Annotated in this window: 17 protein-coding genes; 12 read left to right on the forward strand and 5 right to left on the reverse strand. The window is 67.4% G+C overall.

Annotation, left to right across the window (positions count from 1 at the left end):
* Positions 1–19: 19 nt before the first annotated feature.
* Entirely contained in the window at positions 20–2455 is a 2436-nt protein-coding gene (locus ACIPK7_RS04415; RefSeq protein WP_401085721.1) for a TonB-dependent receptor plug domain-containing protein, read from the reverse strand.
* Between the two features lie 413 nt (positions 2456–2868).
* On the opposite strand from ACIPK7_RS04415, the gene ACIPK7_RS04420 reads away from it, so the two are divergent.
* Positions 2869–3864, forward strand: a complete 996-nt coding sequence (locus tag ACIPK7_RS04420; protein WP_401085724.1) for a P1 family peptidase — start codon at positions 2869–2871, stop codon at positions 3862–3864.
* Between the two features lie 35 nt (positions 3865–3899).
* Here ACIPK7_RS04420 and ACIPK7_RS04425 read toward each other — a convergent pair whose 3' ends face one another.
* Entirely contained in the window at positions 3900–5285 is a 1386-nt protein-coding gene (locus tag ACIPK7_RS04425; RefSeq protein ID WP_401085726.1) for a tetratricopeptide repeat protein, read from the reverse strand.
* Between the two features lie 473 nt (positions 5286–5758).
* Between ACIPK7_RS04425 and ACIPK7_RS04430 the strand changes: the two genes are divergently transcribed.
* Genes ACIPK7_RS04430 through ACIPK7_RS04455 form a run of 6 tightly spaced genes read left to right on the forward strand, consistent with a single transcriptional unit; the run spans position 5759 to position 12751 of the window.
* Positions 5759–7279: an ABC transporter substrate-binding protein gene (locus ACIPK7_RS04430; protein WP_401086887.1), complete on the forward strand. Its 1521-nt coding sequence runs from the start codon at positions 5759–5761 to the stop codon at positions 7277–7279.
* Positions 7276–8268, forward strand: coding sequence for an ABC transporter permease (locus ACIPK7_RS04435; protein ID WP_401085729.1), 993 nt, complete (start codon positions 7276–7278; stop codon positions 8266–8268). The genes ACIPK7_RS04430 and ACIPK7_RS04435 overlap by 4 nt, the downstream gene beginning before the upstream one ends.
* Positions 8265–9101, forward strand: coding sequence for an ABC transporter permease (locus ACIPK7_RS04440; protein WP_401085732.1), 837 nt, complete (start codon positions 8265–8267; stop codon positions 9099–9101). Before ACIPK7_RS04435 ends, ACIPK7_RS04440 begins: the two co-directional genes overlap by 4 nt.
* Positions 9098–10708: an ABC transporter ATP-binding protein gene (locus ACIPK7_RS04445; RefSeq protein WP_401085735.1), complete on the forward strand. Its 1611-nt coding sequence runs from the start codon at positions 9098–9100 to the stop codon at positions 10706–10708. The genes ACIPK7_RS04440 and ACIPK7_RS04445 overlap by 4 nt, the downstream gene beginning before the upstream one ends.
* Complete coding sequence (locus ACIPK7_RS04450; RefSeq protein WP_401085738.1) at positions 10705–11913, forward strand: LLM class flavin-dependent oxidoreductase; 1209 nt, start codon at positions 10705–10707, stop codon at positions 11911–11913. Before ACIPK7_RS04445 ends, ACIPK7_RS04450 begins: the two co-directional genes overlap by 4 nt.
* The gene (locus ACIPK7_RS04455) at positions 11906–12751 is read left to right on the forward strand and encodes an alpha/beta fold hydrolase (protein WP_401085739.1); all 846 of its coding nucleotides are present in this window, start codon (positions 11906–11908) and stop codon (positions 12749–12751) included. Before ACIPK7_RS04450 ends, ACIPK7_RS04455 begins: the two co-directional genes overlap by 8 nt.
* Before the next feature lie 81 nt (positions 12752–12832).
* Here the strand turns inward: ACIPK7_RS04455 and ACIPK7_RS04460 are convergent, their stop codons facing one another.
* The gene (locus ACIPK7_RS04460; protein ID WP_401085742.1) at positions 12833–13735 is read right to left on the reverse strand and encodes an AraC family transcriptional regulator; all 903 of its coding nucleotides are present in this window, start codon (positions 13733–13735) and stop codon (positions 12833–12835) included.
* Between the two features lie 104 nt (positions 13736–13839).
* On the opposite strand from ACIPK7_RS04460, the gene ACIPK7_RS04465 reads away from it, so the two are divergent.
* Genes ACIPK7_RS04465 through ACIPK7_RS04485 form a run of 5 tightly spaced genes read left to right on the forward strand, consistent with a single transcriptional unit; the run spans position 13840 to position 18248 of the window.
* Positions 13840–14400 (forward strand): carboxymuconolactone decarboxylase family protein, encoded by a 561-nt coding sequence (locus ACIPK7_RS04465; RefSeq protein ID WP_401085745.1) that lies wholly within the window; start codon positions 13840–13842, stop codon positions 14398–14400.
* Positions 14401–14445: 45 nt separating this feature from the next.
* Positions 14446–15504: an acyl-CoA dehydrogenase family protein gene (locus ACIPK7_RS04470; protein ID WP_401085748.1), complete on the forward strand. Its 1059-nt coding sequence runs from the start codon at positions 14446–14448 to the stop codon at positions 15502–15504.
* Positions 15501–16337 (forward strand): ABC transporter ATP-binding protein, encoded by an 837-nt coding sequence (locus ACIPK7_RS04475; protein WP_192431408.1) that lies wholly within the window; start codon positions 15501–15503, stop codon positions 16335–16337. Before ACIPK7_RS04470 ends, ACIPK7_RS04475 begins: the two co-directional genes overlap by 4 nt.
* On the forward strand, positions 16303–17502 hold the full coding sequence (locus ACIPK7_RS04480; RefSeq protein WP_401085750.1) for an ABC transporter substrate-binding protein: 1200 nt from the start codon (positions 16303–16305) through the stop codon (positions 17500–17502). The genes ACIPK7_RS04475 and ACIPK7_RS04480 overlap by 35 nt, the downstream gene beginning before the upstream one ends.
* An 8-nt stretch (positions 17503–17510) precedes the next feature.
* On the forward strand, positions 17511–18248 hold the full coding sequence (locus ACIPK7_RS04485; protein ID WP_401086889.1) for an ABC transporter permease: 738 nt from the start codon (positions 17511–17513) through the stop codon (positions 18246–18248).
* A gap of 32 nt (positions 18249–18280) precedes the next feature.
* On the opposite strand, the gene ACIPK7_RS04490 is transcribed toward ACIPK7_RS04485, so the two are convergent.
* Complete coding sequence (locus ACIPK7_RS04490) at positions 18281–19108, reverse strand: PhzF family phenazine biosynthesis protein (RefSeq protein ID WP_192431486.1); 828 nt, start codon at positions 19106–19108, stop codon at positions 18281–18283.
* Positions 19109–19175: 67 nt separating this feature from the next.
* Positions 19176–19805, reverse strand: coding sequence for a LysE family translocator (locus ACIPK7_RS04495; RefSeq protein WP_192431406.1), 630 nt, complete (start codon positions 19803–19805; stop codon positions 19176–19178).
* Between the last annotated feature and the right edge of the window lie 106 nt (positions 19806–19911).

A 19911-nucleotide genomic window follows, 5' to 3' on the forward strand; every position in this document is an offset into this window, starting at 1 on the left:
CCCGCTGGCTTGCGCCAGGTCAGAAGTTGTAGGCCAGGCCCGTGTACCAGTAGCCGCCGGTGGTGCCGTAGGGCGAGAAGTTGCCGTACGGGAAGGCCCCGGAGGTGCTGGGCAGGTTGGTGCGGTCGGGGTAGACGTTGAACAGGTTGTTCGCCCCGGCGGTGAGGGTCAGGTTGCGGGTCAGGTGGTAGTCGACGTTGAGGTCGGTGATCCACTGCGGGTCGAAGGTGCGGTCGTAGACCTCGGCCGTGCCGTACTGGGTGTACTCGCCGTAGCGGGTCAGGTTCAGGCTCACGTCGAACTGGCCGATGCTCCAGTCGGCGCCCAGCAGCAGACGCGATTCGGGCTGGCCGTGCTTGAGGTTGCCCTGGCGCTGGCGGTCGTAGCCGCCGTCCGGGCCGAGGGCGGACTGGGCTACGGAGGAGGCGTGGATCTTGTCGATCTCGGTAGTGTTCCAGTTGAAGCCGGCGTTGTAGCGGATGCTGCCGTAGGCGCCCAGCTCCTGGCGGAAGTCACCGACGATGTCGACGCCGCGGGTGGTGGTGTCCAGGGCGTTGGTGAAGTAGGTGACGGACTGATTGGGGTTGAGTCCGGCATCGACGAGGATTCCGCGTATGTAGTCGGTGCCGCCCAGGTAGCCGGTCTGTGCGATGCGGTCGCGGATCTTGATCTGGTACGCGTCGATGGTCAGGCTGCTGGCGGGGGTCGGCTGCAGAGTCAGACCGACGCTGTAGTTGGTGGATTTCTCCGGCTTGAGCGTGGACGCGCCCAGGGCTTTGGCCACGTCGGAATTCACCGCGACGTTGCGGTAGTCGATCAGGTTGCCGTTGACGCTGCTCTGCGACGTCGAGCTGTAGATCTGCTGGGCCAGCGAGGGCGCGCGGAAGCCGGTGCTGGCGGTACCGCGCACAGCCAGGATCGGGGTCAGCTGGTAGCGCGTGGAAAGCTTGCCGTTGGTGGTCACGCCCGAGCCGTCGTTGTAGTGCTCGTAGCGCCCGGCGAGGTCGACATGCCATTTGTCGGTGAAGTCCTGGCCGATCTCGCCGTATCCGGCGTAGCTGGTGCGACCCTTGGAGGCGGCGTCAGCCGGCGTGGTGCCGGCGCCGGAGATGGTGCCGGGGGCGATCAGCGCGCCGTTGGCGCCGTACTGGTAGTCGCCGTAGCCGTAGGAGGCGTACTCGCCCTTGCCGATCTTGTAGTTCTCGTAGCGATGCTCCAGGCCCCAGGAGATCTGCGTGGGCTTGGCCAGGCCGAGGTCGAAGGCGCGGGTCAGGTCGAGGTTGCTGGTCCACTGACTGAAGGTCTTCACGCCGGTGTCGACGTTGGTCGGCGAGTCCGCGCCGTAGCTGAGGTTGTAGGTGTCGGTCAGCGTGGCACGGGCGTGGTCCTGGCCGTAGGTGGTGGACAGGTCGTAGTCCCAGCCGGCCGCCTCGCCCTTGCCGCCGAAGGCGAACTGGAAGTCGTTCTCGATGAACCGCAGGTTGTCCTCGATGCCCTCGGGGTAAGGGGTCGGGATGCCGTTGAAGCTCGCTGGCTGATGGAACGCCAGCGGCTTGGACGACTCGCGGTTGGTGTAGGTGGAGAAGGAATACAGGGTCAGCGCGTCGTTCACCGGCAGCTCGGCGTTGTAGCCCAGGCTGAAGTTCTCTACCTTCGGCAGGCCGGTGCCGTAGTAGGTGTGCTGCAGGCTGGTGTTGCCCGCGGAGTCGGTATAGGGCGCGTTGTCGGAGCGGTCGGAGACGTTCTGGTGCTTGTAGTCCAGGGCGAAATTGACGAAGCCCTCGTTGCCCAGTTCGAAGCCGATGTTGCCGCTCTGGCGGGCGGTCTCGCCATCGCCATTCTCGTAGTTCTGCCCGTAGGTGGTGGCCAGCCGGCCGCCGTGGTCGGTCTGCTTGAGCACCACGTTGATCACCCCGCCGATGGCGTCGGAGCCGTACTGCGCGGAGGCGCCGTCACGCAGCACTTCGACGTGGTCCACCAGGGCGGTGGGGATCATGTCGAGGTCCACCGGCTGCGAGCCGGAGTTCAGGTAGGTGCCGTTGTTGAGCAGGGCGCTGTTATGCCGGCGCTTGCCGTTGACCAGCACCAGCACCTGGTCGCCGTTGAGGCCGCGCAGGCTGATCGGGCGCACCACCGAGGTGGAGCCGAAGCCGGACGACGCCGGCAGGTTCAGCGAGGGCAGCACGCGGCTCAGGGCGCGGGTCAGGTCGCCCTGGCCGGTGGCCTCCAGCTGCTTGCTGGAAATCACGTCCACTGGCGCCGGGCTGTCGGCCAGGGTGCGCGCCTGGCCACGGTTGCCGACCACCACCACGGTGCTCAGGCGATTGTCGGCGGCGGTCTCGCCGCTATCGGCGGCGAATGCCGGCAGGGCCTGGCCGATGGCGAGGAACAGAAGGCTGTGGGTGAACAGCGTGCGGGCGCTCGATGCGCTCCGGGCACGGGTGACTGCGGTCATGGTTACGCTCCAAGGTTTGCTCCCGGCTGGCGCCCGTCTGGGTGGCCGCTGCGGGTTATCGTGTCGACGGCATCGGGGCCGCGTTGGCGAACGGCTTGTTGCTGGGAGGGACTGGTCGCGTTCAGTCGGAAGGCAGGCTCAAGCTCATGGCGCTGACAAGGCAAGCGCTGTGCCAGTCTGCAAAGGCCTTGTTTTTCATGGGCTTGCGCGGGGCGCTGAAAATTCCCTGCTGGGTTTGCAGCAGCCCCGATCCAGGCTGTTGCTTTTCTCCCAGCCACGGGCGAGGCGGAATTGGACGATGACGCGATGCTGCATTTGCAGCACAAGGCATACAGGCTGTCCCGGAGGTCTGGCAGTCCGCTGGCACAGGCCTTGCTCCGGCGCTGCTTTCCCTTATCTGCCTGGAGAGACGCATGCCCAGACCCGGCCCGCGCAACCTGATCACCGATATCCCCGGCCTGCTGGTTGGCCATGCCACCGATGAGCGCGTGCGCACCGGCGTAACCGTGCTGCGCCCGAAAGGCGTGTGGACCGCCAGCGTTGATATTCGCGGCGGCGGCCCGGGCGGACGGGAGTCTGCCGCGCTGGAGCCGGAGAATATGGTGGGGCAGCTGCATGCGCTGGTGTTTTCCGGTGGCTCGGTGTTCGGCCTGGGCGCGGCGGATGGCGTGAGCGCGGAGCTGTCCGCACGCGATATCGGCCTGCACCTGAAGGCCGGCGCACCGGCCATTCCCATCGTGCCGGCGGCCGTGCTGCACGACCTCGCCAATGGCGGCGACAAGGTATGGGGAATCGACCCGCCGTACCGCGAACTGGGCCGTGAAGCGCTGGCCAACCTGGATGTGGAGTTCGCCCTCGGCGCGGTCGGCGCCGGGCGCGGTGCCATGGCCGGCGTGCTGCCTGGCGGTCTGGGGTCGGCCTCGCTGGACCTGGGCGATGGCCTGGTGGTTGGCGCGCTGGTGGTGGCCAATCCCATCGGCAGTGTCTACATGCCTGACGGAGAGACGTTCTGGGCCTGGCCCTGGGAGCAGGGCGGCGAGTTCGGCGGGCGTGCGCCGGCGCAGCGGATGGATTGCAGCGAGCCGATGCCGGAGCTGTCGCGGCTGGATTCCATGGGACGCCTGCAGGCCGGGGCCAACACCACGCTGGCGGTGGTGGCGTGCAATGCACGGCTGACCACCGCCGAGTGCAAGCGCCTGGCGATCATGGCCCAGGATGGCATCGCCCGCGCGGTGCGCCCGGCGCACCTGCCGTTCGATGGCGATAGCCTGTTCGCCATGGCATCAGGTGATGTCGAACTGGTGGAGGGTCAGCGCCGCCAGGTGGAACTGTCGCGCATCGGCTCGGCGGCTGCTGATTGCGTGGCGCGGGCCATTGCCCGTGGCGTGTACCTGGCCCGTTCCCGGTAGGAACGGGCAATGCCCGTGATCGCGCCCACGGGCGCTCAGTGACTGGGCAAGTACGGATTCTCGCACAGTGTTCGCGCCACCCGGCGGGCCGCGCGAGCGGCTTCCTGGGGGAGGCCGAGGGCGCTATAGACCCGCTCGAGATGGCGGTTGCCAGGCACATCCTGGGCGTCGTAGCGGCGCCGCAGTTCCAGCGCCTGTTGCGCCGCCAGCCATTCCCCGGCGCGCAGTTGCGCATCCAGTTCGATCAGTGCGAACAGGTCGCGCTGGGCATGGCTGCCGCCGATTTCGCCCAGGCGCGGCAAAGCCTGTCCGAGCCGTCGCGCCGCCAGCGCGTATTCACCGCGGGCGTGGGCATACAGGCCTTCGGCGGCGGGCAGGGTCACCTCTGCCCAAGCTGCGCGGCTGAAGTCCGGTGCCTGGCGTGCCTGCTGTCGCAGCGCCTCCAGTAGCTCGCCGGCTTCTTCCTGACCGGCGCGGGCCAAGCCGTAAAGGTACTGCAGGCTGAGGAACGGCTGCACGACATCTGCCCGGCGTTCGCGCAGGTAGGGCAAGAGCGCCTCCCAGCGCGGGCCGACGTCGATGCCGGCGAACTCCAGGCGGGCCAGTAGCGAGACGGCGCCGATCTGGTCCTGGGAATACTCGGGAAAGATGCCCCAGACGTGCCGGTCGTAGATGTCCAGCACGCGCTGCTGATTGCCACGCGCCAGGTGGAAGAGCGCCAGGTGCCACCAGTTGTGGGTGTACATGAAGGAGTTGAGCCCCTGCCAGCCGGCGCTGGCTTCTTCGAGGAACTGGGTGCCTTCCTCGATGCGGCCGCGTGTCAGCAGCACGTGGGCGAGGGCGTGTTGCGCCCAGGGCTCGCCGGGCAGCAAGTGCAGGGCATAGCGCGCTGCCGCTTCGGCTTCCTCCAGTAGGTGGCACTGCTCGTAGGCGAAGGCCAGCATGCCGTATGCCTGGGGTACTTCCTCCGCGCCTTTCACGGCCTTCAAGGCGATGCGCAGCATGGCCGGCGAGTTGCCGCGGTTGAACTCGAAGTACTGGTTGAGCTTGGCGGCCAGCAGGTCGCGCGGGTGCTCATCGAGCAGCAGTTCGCTCAGGCGCAACGCCTCGGGCAGGTCGTCGGCGCTCCAGGCGGCGAGCAGCGCGGTGTAGCGTTCGGCGCGGGGAATTCCGGGGCCCGCTGCCCAGGCCCGCTGCAGGTAACGCGCGGCCAGGCTGGGCGCCTGCGGCGATTCGGCGAACATCATCAGCAGGCCGGCGAAGGCGTTGGCCAGCACCGAGGCCGGGTCCGCTTCGGCGCCGGCGAGGATGTTTTCCGCGCGGGTCTGGTAGGCGAGCACGCCGCCGGTGAAGTCATCGATGGCCTGGCGGGTGTCTTCGCGCTCGCTGTCGATGGGGTTGCCGAGATAGTCCTGGCTCATGCGTTACTGCTCCAAGTAGAAGATTCAGCCTAGTCGCAAAGCCTGTGCCAGTCGCGCAGGCTCGGTTTGCCCAAGGCCTGCGCCCGTTCGCCGCAATACGCCGCAGCGCCCGCTCTGCGTAGGAGCGAGCTTGCTCGCGAACCGCCGTCCTGCGCTCCTTCAGCTCCGTCATGGAGGGCCGGCGTCGCGCGCTTCCGCTGCGAATGAACACTCGCAACGGAGGGAGTGCTGCTTTTCAGGCAATGCGCCGCCCTCACTGTGTGATTTGCACCAGCGGCCTTGCACCCGAACGCCGCGAACCCCACAGCGGCGGGGCTGCGGGGCCATGGCACAGCGCTTGCTCAAGCCCCTGCAAAGCCGATTCGCGGCGTGATCCAGCAGGAGCCTCCATGTCCAGTCCCACCTTCCGCCTAGCGCCCCGACGTCCTCGACACGCCCGGCTGCTCGCCGGCCTGCTGGCGGCCGGGCTGGCCATGGCGGGCGCCGCCGTGGCGGAACCGACCCGCGGCGGCCAGCTCGACCTGGTGGCGCAGCCCGAGCCGCCATCGCTGTCCCACGCGGTGGTCAGCCACGTCGCCACCCAGTATGTCGGCGGCAAGATCCTCGAAGGGCTGATCACCTTCGACACCGACCTCAAGCCGCAGCCGGTGCTGGCCCGCAGCTGGACGGTGTCGCAGGACGGCCTGACCTACACCTTCGCTCTGCAGCACGGCGTGAAATGGCATGACGGCCAGCCCTTCAGCGCCGACGACGTGGTCTTCAGCTTCCAGGACTTCTACCCGGAAGTGGACAAGCGCATGGCGAGCATCTTCGGAGAGTACGTGCAAAGCGTGCAGGTCAAGGGCGCCGACCAGGTGGTGTTCCAGCTGAAGAAGCCCTTCTCGCCGCTGCTTTCGGCGCTGGGCAGCGGCCTGCGGCCCATCGTGCCCAAACACCTGTATGCCGGTACCGACTACCGCAGCAATCCCTACAACCTGAAGCCCGTGGGCACCGGGCCATTCGTGTTTCAGGAATGGAAACGCGGCGCTTACATCCGCCTGACGCGTAACCCGGATTACTGGCACAAGGGTCTGCCATACCTGGACGGCATCGTCTACCACGTCATTCCCGACGCCGCAGCCCGCGCGGCTGCCTTCGAGCGCGGGGAGGTGCAGGTGCTGCGCAGCGGCGATGCCGATTTCGCCGACCTCAAACGCCTTTCTCAGTTGCCGGGCGTCGAGGCGTCGGAGAAGGGATACGAGCTGTATCCAGGGCTGGCCTTCCTGCAGATCAACACCCGCAAGCCGGGCCTGGACAACCCCAGGGTGCGCCAGGCGATCCTCTATTCGCTGAACCGCCAGTTCATCGTCGACAACATCTTCTTCGGCACCGGCCGCGTGGCCACCGGGCCGTTCCTTGGCGCCTTCCATGACCCGAAGTTGCCGCAGTACGGCTATGACCCGGCCAGGGCCAAGGCGCTGGTCGCCGAATCCGGCGTGGACGTGAGCAAGCTGCGCGTGCGTCTGCTCAATGGCGAGAAGGGCGGCGCCTGGGAGCGCCTGGCCGAGTACACCAAGCAGGCGTTGCAGCCGCTGGGCATCAAGGTGCAGGTGGCGACCTCGGACGCCGCCACCTGGTACCAGCGCGCCAGCGACTGGGATTTCGACCTGACCTACAACTTCATCTTCCAGATCGGCGATCCCTATCTGACCACCGCCTACCTCTATCGCACCGACTACATCCTCAAGACCTCGCCCTTCGCCAATATCACCGGCTACAGCGACGCCGCCGCAGACGCGCTCTGGCAACGCGTAGCCAACACACCGGAGGGCCCGGAGCGCCAGGCCGTGTATGGCGAGTTGGAGCGCAAGCTCAACGATGACCTGCCGATCGCGCCGATCTCCGAGATGCGCTTCCCCACCCTTTACCAGCAGCGCGTGCACAACCTGATCCGCAGTGCCACCAGCCTCAACGACAGCTACGCCGAGGTCTACCTGGAGCCCGCCAAGCAATGAATGTGCTGCTGTACGCCAGTGCGCGCCTGGGGCGCGCACTGGCCCTGATAGTCGCGGTGCTGGTCGGCGCCTTCCTGCTGCTGCGCCTTGCACCGGGCGACCCCGCGCTGCTGATGGCGGGCGAGGCGGGCAGCGATGACGCCGACTACATCGCCCGGCTGCGCGGCGAGATGGGCCTCGACCTGCCGCTGCCCGTGCAACTGTGGCGCTACCTTGCGCAGATTGCCCACCTCGACCTGGGCTACTCCTACCGCAACCAGGAAAGCGTCTGGCAACTGATCGCCGAGCGTCTGCCGGCGACGTTGCTGCTGATGGGGTCGGCCTTCGCCGTGTCACTGACCTTGGGCGTCGCTCTTGGTGTGTTGGCTGCACGCAGCCAGCAGGGCAGTGGCCGCCTCGACCGCTTCATTGGCCGCGCCGTCTGGGTGCTGTTCGCCACGCCGCCGTTCTGGCTGGCTCTGTTGCTGGTGCTGCTGTTCTCGGTGCAGCTGGGCTGGCTACCGGCCTTCGGCATGCAGAGCGTTGGCGCGGACCTGAGCGGCTGGGACTGGTGGGCGGATCGCCTCGGCCACCTGCTGCTGCCATGCCTGTCGCTGAGCTTCCTGTCGCTGGCGATGTACGTGCACCTGACCCGCAGCGCCATGCTCGACATCCTGCCCCAGGAACACGTGCGCCTGGCCCGCGCCAAGGGGCTGGGCGAAGGGCGCATCCTGCTCGCCCACGTGCTGCGTAATGCGCTGGTGCCGGTGGTGACCTTCGCCGGCCTGCAACTGGGCCAGCTCGCCAGCGGCGCACTGCTGATCGAGGTAGTCTACGCCTGGCCGGGCATTGGCCGGCTGCTCTACGACGCGCTCAGCCAGCGCGACTATGCGTTGCTGCTGGGGGTATTCCTGGTGATCTCCTGCCTGGTGGTGGCGTTCAACTTCCTCACTGACCTGCTGTGCCGCCTGCTGGACCCGCGCATTGGCGCGGCGGGGGAGGCGCGATGAGCCTGCGCCGCGCGTTTAACCGCCCCGGGGCGTTGCTCGCTGCCGGTTTTCTGATCCTGCTGGCGGCGGCAGCCATCCTGGCGCCCTGGCTGTGCTCGGCCTCTCCTTGGGAAATGCTGGCGCGGCCGCTGATCCCGCCCTTCAGCGACGCCAGCCACTGGCTGGGCACCGACATGCTTGGCCGCGACATCGCCACCGGGCTCCTCTACGGCGCCCGCACCTCGCTGACCGTCGGGCTGCTGGCGACGCTGGCGACCCTGTTGCCGGCCCTGCTGGTCGGCGCCACGGCCGGCTACTTCGGCGGCTGGATCGACGAGCTGCTGATGCGTATTGCCGAGTGCTTCCAGATCATCCCGCAGCTCGTTCTGGCGGTGGTGCTGGTGGCGCTGATGGAGCCTTCGGTGGGCTCGGTGGTACTGGCCCTGGCGCTCGTAGCCTGGCCGCCGGTGGCGCGGCTGGTGCGCAGCGAATTCATGAGCCTGCGTCAGCGCGAATTCGTCCAGGCCGCGCTGGTACTTGGCCAGCGGCCGGCACGCATCGTCTTCGTGCAGATCCTGCCCAATGCGCTGTCGCCGCTACTGGTCAGCCTGACCTTCATCCTCGCCGCCGCGATCCTTACCGAAGCCGCGCTTGCCTTCCTCGGCCTGGGCGATCCCGAGGCGATGAGCTGGGGCTACATGATCAACGCCTCGCGCAACCTGCTGCGCGAAGCACCCTCGATGAGCCTGCTGCCGGGCGTGGCGATCCTGCTCACGGTGCTGTCCGTGCAGCGTGTCGGCGAGGCGCTGCGCGAAGCCGTGCAGGCGCCTGGAAACCAGGGAGGACGCCCATGAGCGAGAAACTGCTGGAGGTGCGTGACCTGCGCATCGACCTGCCGCCGGGCGGCGACCGCACCAGTGCGGTGAGCGGCCTGTCCGTCGAACTAGGGGCCGGTGAAGTCCTCTGCGTGGTCGGCGAATCCGGCTCGGGCAAATCGATGCTCGCCAACGCCATCCTGCGCCTGCTGCCGGCGCACCTGAACCCGGTGGAAGGCAGCATCCGTTATCGCGGCGAAGACCTTGCCCGGCGCAGTGAAGCGGGCATGCGCGAGCTGCGCGGCAAGGACATTGCGATGATCTTCCAGGAACCCATGAGTGCGCTCAACCCGCTTATGAGCATTGGCCGGCAGATCGATGAAAGCCTGCGTGCCCACGGGGTGACCTCAGCGGCGAAGCGCCGCGAGCGGGTGCTCGACCTGCTCGGATACGTCGGCCTGCCGGAGCCGCAAAGCCTCTATCACAGCTATCCCTTCCAGCTCTCCGGCGGCCAGCGCCAGCGGGTGGTGATCGCCATCGCCCTGGCGCTGGAGCCGGCGCTGCTGATCGCCGACGAACCGACCTCGGCGCTGGACGTCAGCACCCAGGCCCAGGTGCTTGACCTGTTGCGGCGCATCCGTCGCGAGAAGGGCATGGCGGTACTGCTGATCACCCACGACTTCGCTGTGGTGGAGGCCATCGCCGACCGCGTGCTGGTAATGGAGAAGGGCCGCGCCGTCGAGCAGGGCCCACTGCGCCAGGTACTGGATGCCCCGCAACATCCCTATACTTGCCAACTGCTGGCGGCGCTCAATCACGGCCAACGCGCCCCGCGCCGTTTCGAGGCGGACGCCGCGCCTTTGCTGGAAGTGAGCGGCCTGCACAAGCACTACGACAGCCGCCAGGGTTTCTGGCGCCGGCGCCGCGTTACCGCCTTGGCCGACGCCTCGTTCAGCCTGCGTCCGGGCGAGTGCTTGGGCATAGTCGGCGAGTCCGGCTCTGGCAAGACCACCCTGGGCCGCGCGCTGGTCCGTCTGCTGCGCCCAGACGGCGGGCAGATTCTGCTGCACGGCCAGGACCTCGCGTCGGTGTCTCAGCGCCGACTGCGCCCGCTGCGCCAAGAGGTGCAGATGGTCTTCCAGGACCCGTTCGCCTCGCTCAATCCGCGCCAGCGTGTCGGTCGGCAGATCATGGCCGGACCGCTGGCCCATGGTGTTTCCGCCGACGAGGCGGAACGCCGCGCGCGGGAGTTGCTGCAGCAGGTCGGCCTGCCGGAAGCTGCCTTCGAGCGTTACCCACGGGACTTCTCTGGCGGCCAGCGGCAGCGTATCGGCATCGCCCGTGCGCTGGCCCTGCAGCCCAAGGTGCTGGTGGCCGACGAATGCGTGTCGGCGCTGGATGCACTGGTGCAGCAGCAGGTGCTGGAGCTGCTGGAAAGACTCCAGCGCGAACTGGGCCTCAGCCTGGTCTTCATCACCCATGACCTGCAGGTGGCCGCGCGCCTGTGCGATCGCATCGCGGTCATGCAGGGCGGGCACATCGTCGAGCTGGGGGAGGCGCAGCAGGTATTACGCGCCCCGCGACATGACTACACACGCCGGCTGCTGGCCGCACATCCGTTGCGCGACGTGGAGGAGCCCGCATGACGGCGCCGCGACAGATGGCGCTCGGCGCGTTTCTCATGGCCACCGGGCATCACCTGGCAGGCTGGCGGCATCCCCGCGCGCACGCTGCTGGCGGGCTGGATGTGGCGCACTACCAGGCACTGGCACGCACCGCCGAGCGTGGCTGCTTCGATGCGATATTCCTCTCCGACACGCTGGCCATGCTGCCTGGCAAGCTGGATGCGCTGAGCCGCATGGCGCGCACCGAGCACTTCGAGCCGCTGACGCTGCTGGCGCATCTTGCCGTCAGCACCCGGCACATCGGGCTGGTGGCGACCGTCACCTCCTCGTACAACGACGCGGCGAACGTGGCCGACACCTTCGCAACCCTCGAATCCCTCAGTGGCGGGCGCAGCGGCTGGAACCTGGTGACCTCGAGCAACGCCGAAGAAGCCGGCAACTTCGGCCGCGACCGACACTTCGACCACGCCTGCCGCTACCGCATGGCTGAGGAGTTCCTCCAGCGCGTGCGCGAGCGCTGGGCGGCCCGCGGCGTGGCTCCGGTGCAGGTTCTGGCCGGCGCTTCGGAAGCCGGCCGGGAGCTGGCTGCTCAGCGGGCTGAGGTGCTGTTCACCGCGCAGCCAGAACTGGCCGGCGCCCAGGCTTTCTTCCGTGACATCAAGCAGCGGGCGGCACGCCACGGGCGTGACCCGGATGCGCTGAAGGTAATGCCCGGCGTGCTGCCGATCCTCGGCGCCAGCCGCGCCGAGGCCGACGAGCGCCGCGCACAGCTGCAGGAGCTTGTACAGCCGGTGGTGGGATTGTCCCTGCTCTCGGATGTGGCCGGCGGCTTCGACCTGTCGCGGTTGCCGCTTGATGGCCCATTGCCGGAGCTGCCGCCGACCGAATCCGGTGTCAGTCGCCAGCACCTGCTGCTGGAGCTGGCGCGGCGCGAAGGCCTGAGCATCCGCCAGCTCTACCAGCGCATCGCCGACGCCCGTGGCCACCGCGTGGTCGCCGGCACCGCCGTGGACATCGCCGACCAGTTGCAGGAATGGTTCGAGGCCGGCGCAGCGGACGGTTTCAACATCATGCCGCCGTACCTGCCCGGCGGCCTCGACGATTTCGTCGCACAGGTAGTACCGCAATTGCAGCACCGCGGCCTGTTCCGCCGGCGCTACAGTGGCCGGACCCTGCGCGATCACCTGGGCCTGGCCCACAGCATGGAGACTGCCGAACATGGCTGAACACTGGACGCAAGCCCTGCCGCTGGTACGCGGCGAGCGCGTGGAAATCCGCCCCGGCCGACACATCAGCCTGGCCCACAGCAAGGGGCATAGTCACCCGCAGACCGTGGTGTTCTTCGCCCACGGAGGCGGCGGCAACAAGGACCAATGGCGCGAACAGTGGCGCGAGCTGGAGAACGAAGGCTACAGCCTGGTGGCCTGGGACCTGCTGGGCCACGGCGCCAGCGACAAGCCCCGGCGCAAGACGGACTACGCCTGGGACGAGCTGGTGGCCGATCAAGTCGCGGTACTGCGGCGTTACGCCGGTGAGCGCAACATCCTCGCTGCTCACTCCTTCGGCACCGGCCTGAGCGTCAGCAGCCTGCTCAAGCTTCAGGCCGAAGGGCAGGGCGCGTTGATCGACGCGTCGCTGCTGTTGGGTACCCAGCTTGCGCGGCCATTGGGGCGCGGCGGTCTGCTGTCGTTGCCGGCGTGGCTGCTGGAGTGGTTGAGGCCTGTCCTGTCGAAGGGCTTTCGTGAGCGCGCTTGGCACGCTGACGCCGACCCGGAGTTGGTCGATTACGAAGAGCGGTTGACCCGCAGCAACCGCCTCGATGTGTTCAAGGCGCTGGTGAGCCAGGCTTCCTGGCTACCGGAAGCGGAACTGGATCGCCTGCTGCTGCCGGTACGGATCGTCTCGGGCGACAGCGACGGCCTGACACCCGCCGAGCGTGCCCGGTCCCTGCACCAGCGGCTGCCCAATTCGCACTTCGAAGTGCTGGAGAACTGCGGCCACCAGTTGATGCTGGAAAAGCCGCAGGCCATCAATCAGCACCTGCGCGAGTTGCTGGCACTCTAAAGCGAGGGCGGCGAGTGCCCATCATTCATCGGCTGTGGCACGGACCGGGAAACTGGCGAGCCGCTTGCCGAAGCCGCGTACTCAGTTGGCCGCTCGACGGAAGGCTCCGGGCTGCTGCCCAGTTGCCTTACGGAAGGCGCGGGTGAAGGCGGCGATGGACTGGTAGCCGACAGCCGCGGCAACTTCCGCCACGCTCTGGTCGGCTTTCAGTAGCCGGCACGCCTGGCCCATGCGCAGGGCCAGCAACACCTGGCCAGGCGACTGCCCGGAGGTTTCGTTGAAGCGCTTGAAGAAGGCCGAGCGCGACTGCCCGGCACAGGCCGCCATGTCCTCCAGGGTCCAGGGCAATTGCGGCTGCTGGATCATCTGCTCCAGCAGGCCGGCGAACTGCGGCTGGCGGGCGAGGGCGACCAGTCCGCCCAGGGATGGGTTTGCCACCACCTGCTGGCGCAGGACGTAGAGGAACAGCAGGTGGCTCAGGCGTTCGAGCATCTGCTGGGACGGCGCAGGCTGTCGCTGGCACTCTTCCAGGATCAGTTCGAACAGGCTGCGCGCTGCGCGCTGGGACGGTTGCCCGGCACGCAGCACGAGGAAGGCAGGCAGGGCGTCGATGATCAACGCCGACAGGCCGGAGTCGAAGTGGAAGAAGCCACAGACCAGACCAACGCCGTCCTCGGCCTGCCACTCCAGCGCAGTCATGCTCTGGCGAGGCTGGCAGGCAGCGTCTTCGGCGCTGGCCTCGCTGGACAACCGGTAAGGAACGTCGCGCAGGATGAACACTGCGTCACCGCTGTCCAGGCGGCAGGGCGGCTCGTTCTCCAGATGCAACCAGCAATGTCCCTGCACCACCAGGTGGAAGCTCGCCCGTGCCAGACCGTGGGTAGAGGCGTGCCAGCCGCCGCAATAGCGCCCCACATGGAACAGGCTCGCGCTCAGTTCAAGGCTGTCTAATAACCAATCTACCAGGGGGCTGGACGAAATCATCTAATGGAAAGACTCATGAGCAAGTGATAGCGACTTTAGAATATTGAATGGATTTCTTATTACCAACAGACTTTTTCGACACCCCATTTCCACGGAGTCGAACCATGTCCCGCCTGCCCATCCAGACCCTCGACAGCGCCCCGGAAGCCGCCAAGCCCTTCCTTGAGAACGCCCTCAAGGGCTCCGGTTTCATCCCCAATCTGCTGGGAGTTCTGGCCAACGCACCGGCCGCCCTGGAAACCTATGTGACCGTTTCCGGGCTCAACGGCAAGTCCGACCTTGGACTGCCGGAACGCGAGGTGGTCCAGTTGATCGCCGCCACCACCCACGGCTGCGACTTCTGCGTCGCCGGGCATACTGCGGTGGCCTACAACAAGGCCAAGCTGCCTGAGGAAGTCATAGCCGCCCTGCGCGAACAGCGCGAACTTCCCGATGCCCGCCTGGAAGCCCTGGCCGCTTTCGCTCGCGAGTCCATCGCCACCCGGGGCGCAGTCAGCGATGCGAGCCTGGCGGCTTTCCGTGCCGCCGGCTTCAGCGACGGCAACGCCCTGGAAGTGCTGCTGGGCATCAGCCTGGCGACCCTGTGCAACTTCGCCAATGTGCTCGCGCAGACCCCGCTGAACCCGGAGCTGGGCCGCTATCGCTGGGAACAGGCCGCCGTCTGATTTCGTGTGACCGGCGGCCCGCGCCGCCCCTGCAAGGAGAGCACCATGCTCGACCCGACCCTGAGCCGCTGGCTCGACGAGCACGCCGAGGGCCTCGACCTCGGCCATACCGATCCGCAGAGTGTACTGCCGCAACTCGCCGCTGCCGGCCTGTTCGCCATCGGTGTGCCGACAGAACGCGGCGGCAGCGGCGGCACTGTGCTTGATGCGATCGACGCCATCGCCGAGGTCGCCAGCCATTCCCTGACCGCCGCTTTCGTCTTCTGGGGCCAGCGCGCCTTCATCGAATACCTGCTGCAGAGCCCCAATCGCGAACTGGGCGACCGCCTGCTGGGCGAATTGCTCGATGGCAGCCTGGCCGGCGCCACCGGGCTTTCCAACGCCATGAAGTTCCTCTCCGGCATCGAGAACCTGCAGGTGGCCGCCACGCCCGCCGGCGATGGCTGGACGCTGGACGGCCGCCTGCACTGGGTCACCAACCTGCGCAAGGGCCGCTTTGTGGTGGCCGCCGCCATCGAGCGGCCGGGCGCGGCGCCGCTGGTGGCAGCCATCGCCTCCGATAGCGACGGCCTGACCCGCTCGGACGATCTGCAACTGCTCGGTCTGCAATCGAGCAACACCGCGGCGCTGGATTTCTCCGCCGTCGAGCTGCCTCGCGAGTGGCTGCTGCACGACGATGCCCGCCAGTACCTGCCGACCGTGCGCCCAGCCTTCCTCGGCCTGCAATGCGCGATGACCATCGGCCTCACCCGCAAGGCCCTGGAAACCGTGCGCAGCCACTTGAGCGACCGGCGTTCAGTGCTGCGCGAGGAAGAACAGCGTTTGAGCGAGGAGCTCGACGAGCTCATTGCGCAGCTGCGCGACGGGCTGCTGAAAGGCGTCTTTCTCGGCGAGCCGGCGAAGCTGTTCCGCATCCGCATCGGCCTGGCTGAAGGCGCGGCAGCGGCCGTACAGCTGGAGCTGCAGGCCAGCGGCGGCAAGGCCTATCTCAGCGAGTACGGTGCGGCGTTCGCCCGTCGCTGGCGCGAGTCGGCCTTCGTACCGATCGTCACGCCCAGCCTGGTGCAGCTGCGAGCCGAACTGCAGAAGCAGGGACGGGCATGAGCGAGGTGATCCTGCAGGCCAGCGACGTTGCCCTGGGCTACCCCGGCAACAACGGCTGGCGCAGCGTGCTCGAAGGCTTCGCGCTGGAGCTGGCGCCGGGGGAGGTGGTGTCCATCCTCGGCCCCAGCGGCGTCGGCAAGTCCAGCCTGCTGCGCGTGCTCGCCGGATTGCAGAAACCTGCCGCCGGCAGCGTGCGGTTGCTCGGCCAGCCCATCGATGGCCCGCACCCGCGCGTCGCCGTGGCCTTCCAGGACCCGAGCCTGCTGCCTTGGCTGAGCCTGGTGAAGAACGTCGCCTTCGGCCTCGACTTTACTCGCCAGCCGAAACTCGACAAGGCCACGCTGCAACAGCGCGTGGACGACGCCATCGCCGCGGTCGGCCTGAGCCACGCCCGCGACTTCATGCCCGCGCAGCTGTCCGGCGGCATGGCCCAGCGCACCGCACTGGCTCGCTGCCTGGCGCGGCAACCGCAAGTGCTGTTGCTCGACGAACCCTTCGGCGCGCTGGACGAAGTCACCCGCGCCGACATGCAGCAACTGCTGCTCGGCGTGATCCACCAACGGCGCACCGCCGCCGTGCTCATCACCCACGACATCGACGAAGCCCTGCTGCTTTCCGACCGTATCCTGCTACTGGGCGACACCCCGGCGCGGACGTTGGGCGAGTGGCGCATTGACCTTCCGCAACCCCGTGCGGACCTGGTCGAGGAGCTGGGCGCGCTGCGGGTCGAGATACTCCTAACCCTACGGCGGGCAAGCCGCACCCACGCAAATATCCCTTCTGCGCAGGAGCCTGCCCATGTGCCTGGACGACCCCACACACTCCCGACGTGACATCCTCAAACTCGGCGCGCTGCTTTCCGCCGCCGGTGCTTTGCCACTGCTGACCAGCCTGCAGGCGCGCGCCGCCAGCGAGCCGGATGCGCCGGTGCGCATCGGTTACCTGCCGATCACCGACGCTACGCCGCTGCTGGTAGCCCACGCCAATGGCCTGTTCGACGCCGAAGGCATCAAGGCCGAACGCCCGGTGCTGCTGCGCAGCTGGGCACAGGTGATCGAGGCGTTCATCTCCGGCCAGGTCAACGTCATCCACCTGCTGTCGCCAATGACCGTCTGGGCGCGCTACGGAAGCAAGGTGCCGGCCAAGGTCGTCGCCTGGAACCACGTCGGCGGCTCGGGCCTGACCGTGGCTCCGGACATCAGTGACGTGAAGCAACTGGGCGGCAAGACCCTGGCGATCCCGTTCTGGTACTCGATCCACAACGTGGTATTGCAATCGCTGCTTCGCGACAACGGCCTGCAGGCGGTGAGCAAACCGGCCAACGCCGCACTGGCCGCCAACGAGGTCAACCTGGTGGTGCTACCGCCGTCGGACATGCCGCCAGCGCTGGCGTCCAAACGCATCGCCGGGTACATCGTCGCCGAGCCCTTCAATGCCCTGGCGGAAAACCTCAAGGTCGGGCGCATCCAGCGCTTCACCGGCGACGTCTGGCGCAACCATGCGTGCTGCGTGGTGTTCATGCACGAGCACGACCTGAACAACCGGCCAGAGTGGTCGCAGAAGGTGGTCAACGCCATCGTCAAGGCGCAGCTGTGGACGCGCAACAATCGCGCCGAAGCGGCCAGGCTGCTGTCCAAGGACGGGGAGAATCGTTATACGCCCCATGCCCCCGAAGTGCTCGGCCGCGTGCTGGCCCCGGCGGCCAGCGAACGCCAGCAGTACCTGGCAGACGGGGCGATCCGCCATGCCGACTGGCACGAGGAACGCATCGACTTCCAGCCGTATCCATTCCCCAGCTACACCGAGGAACTGGTGCGCCGCCTGAAGGACACGCTGATCCAGGGCGACAAGAGCTTCCTCGCCGCGCTGGAACCCACGCAGGTGGCGAAGGACCTGGTGGACGACCGCTTCGTACGCCAGGCGCTGGCCGGCGTCGGCGGACTGGGCGCCTTCGGCTACCCGGACAGTTTCGAACGCCGCGAGGAGATCACCACGTGACACCGGTCGTGCTTTCCACGCGCAGCCACTGGGCGCTGGGCTTGGCCGGGCTGCTCGGCCTGTGGTGGCTCGGCGTACGGATGTTCGGCGGCGACGGCCTGGGGCAGCTGTTTTCGCCCCGGGCCACCTTCATCAGCCTGGGCGAGCTGCTGGCTCGCCCTGAGCTGTACGAACACGTGCTGGTGAGCCTGAAACGGGTGCTGATTGGCCTGCTCCTGGCGTTGGCCGTGGGCGTTCCGCTGGGGTTACTGGTGGGGGCGTCCCGCCAGTTGGAGGCGGCCACCACGCCGGCGTTCCAGTTCCTGCGGATGATCTCGCCGTTATCCTGGATGCCCATTGCAGTAATGCTGATGGGTGTGGGTGACTCGCCGATCTATTTCCTCCTGGCCTTCGCCGCCGTCTGGCCGATCCTGCTCAACACCGCCGCCGGCGTGCGTCAGCTCGACCCACGCTGGCTGCAGCTGTCGAAGAGCCTGAGCGCCACGCCGTTCGAGACGCTGCGCAAGGTCATCCTTCCCGGCGTGCTCGGCCACGTGCTGACTGGCGTGCGCCTGGCCATCGGTATCCTCTGGATCGTCCTGGTGCCCTGCGAGATGCTCGGCGTCAGCGCCGGGCTCGGCTACTACATCCTCGACACGCGGGATCGCCTGGCCTACTCGGAGCTGATGGCCATGGTGCTGCTGATCGGCGTACTGGGCTTCGCCCTGGATGCGCTGGCGCGCAGCCTGTACCGGCGGCGCGGGTAGTTGGAGATGCACAGGCGGCCCAGGGGAAGACGTTAGGGAAGGCCTTGAAGGCGGCCGGTGACCTGGGTGTGGGTCTTGCCGCCGATCCAGATATGGCCCGCGCTATCGCGTGATACGTGGACCCGCCCGTGCAGGCCGAGTCGGGTTCCCTGCGCGGCGACATAGGCCCCATCGATCACGCCGGTGGAGAACAGCCACTGCGCCAGGGAAGCGTTGAGGCTTCCCGTGACGGGGTCTTCGACGATGGTGCCCAGGTGATTGTTGAAGAACGCGCGGACCTCGACGGCGGCATCGCCCTGGAAGTGCGGCCCGACCACGCCGATGTCGATCCTGCGCGGCCAACTGCGTTGCGGGGCCAGCGCCAGCACTTTTTCCGCCGAAGCCAAGCGGATTCCCAGCCAGCCCGGACCGTTGTCGACCCACGCGGCATCGACAATCTCGCCTGATTCTATCCGCAGGAATGCAATCGCTTCACTCAACTCTTCCTGCGTGGGGCAGCCGCTGCGCATGAGCGGTGGCGCGGCAAAGGAGAGAAGCTCGGGCTCACGGCGAATCGTCACCAGGCCAACGCCGCACTCCTGGACGATCTCCGTCGCTTTCCTCGCGGCGCGCCCGGTGGACAGCCAGGCATGGCAACTGCCGAGGGTAGGGTGCCCTGCAAACGGCAACTCCCTGTCGAGCGAAAATATCCTCACCCGGTAGTCCGCCGCCGGGCGGGTGGGCCGCATCAGGAAGGTGGTCTCCGATAGGTTGAGCCAGCGCGTCAGGCGCTGCATCTCCCCGGTCGTAAGCTCATCGGCGCCCAGCACGACCGCCAAGGGGTTGCCGGACAGAGCCCGGGTGCCAAACACATCGATCATCTGAAATTCATGGGTCACGACACCGCTCCTTGCCTGGGTACGGTTGGATGGGGATCGATTAGGAGCCTCAGTTGGGCGCGACCAGAAGCTTCACGCCCGCGACGGCGAACAGCGTCGAGAAGAGCCCCTGAATCCAGCGGCCGAGCCTGGAATAGACAGCGATCATCCGGGCGGTCGAAAACAGGAGGGCGTAGCCACCGAATATGCAGATCCCGAGCACGGCACAGCCGCCGATGATCGTCGGCAAGGTGCCGCTGGGAGCGCCTTGCTGAAGTCCCAGCGACATGATTGCCAGCCAGGACATGATCGCCTTGGGGTTGCTGATGTGCATCAGCACGCCCTGGCGGTACAGAGGTACATAGCGCGGAGGCGTTCGTGGCGCATCGGCGCGGGTGAAAGCTTCGATCGGCCGGAGGGCTGACCTGCCGGCGCGTACCGCCAGGTAGAGCAGGTAAAGGCCGCCCAGCACCTTGATGACGATGAGCGCCTCGGCAAAGGTGGCCAGCAAGGTGGAGAGACCGGTCGCCGCCAGCCCTGCCCAGGTGAGCGAGCCCGTCATCACCCCGCACGCGAGGACGAGGGCGGGAAGGCGGCCGTCGCGCATTGCCGTGGCCATGATCGCCATGTTGCTCGGCCCCGGACTGGCCGCGGCCAGGAAGTAGGAGCAGAAGGCGAGGGCGATGGTGCTGCTGATCATCTGGCCTCCGTTGCCTCGCCGTGCCAGCGAGGCTGTGGTGGAACGGTTGAATGTCGCCAATCACCCTAATGCACGTTACACTTTTGATCTATTTAAATAGTGTCAC

Origin of the sequence: Pseudomonas sp. NPDC086581 (assembly GCF_044746165.1) — a bacterium.
GTDB lineage: Bacteria > Pseudomonadota > Gammaproteobacteria > Pseudomonadales > Pseudomonadaceae > Pseudomonas.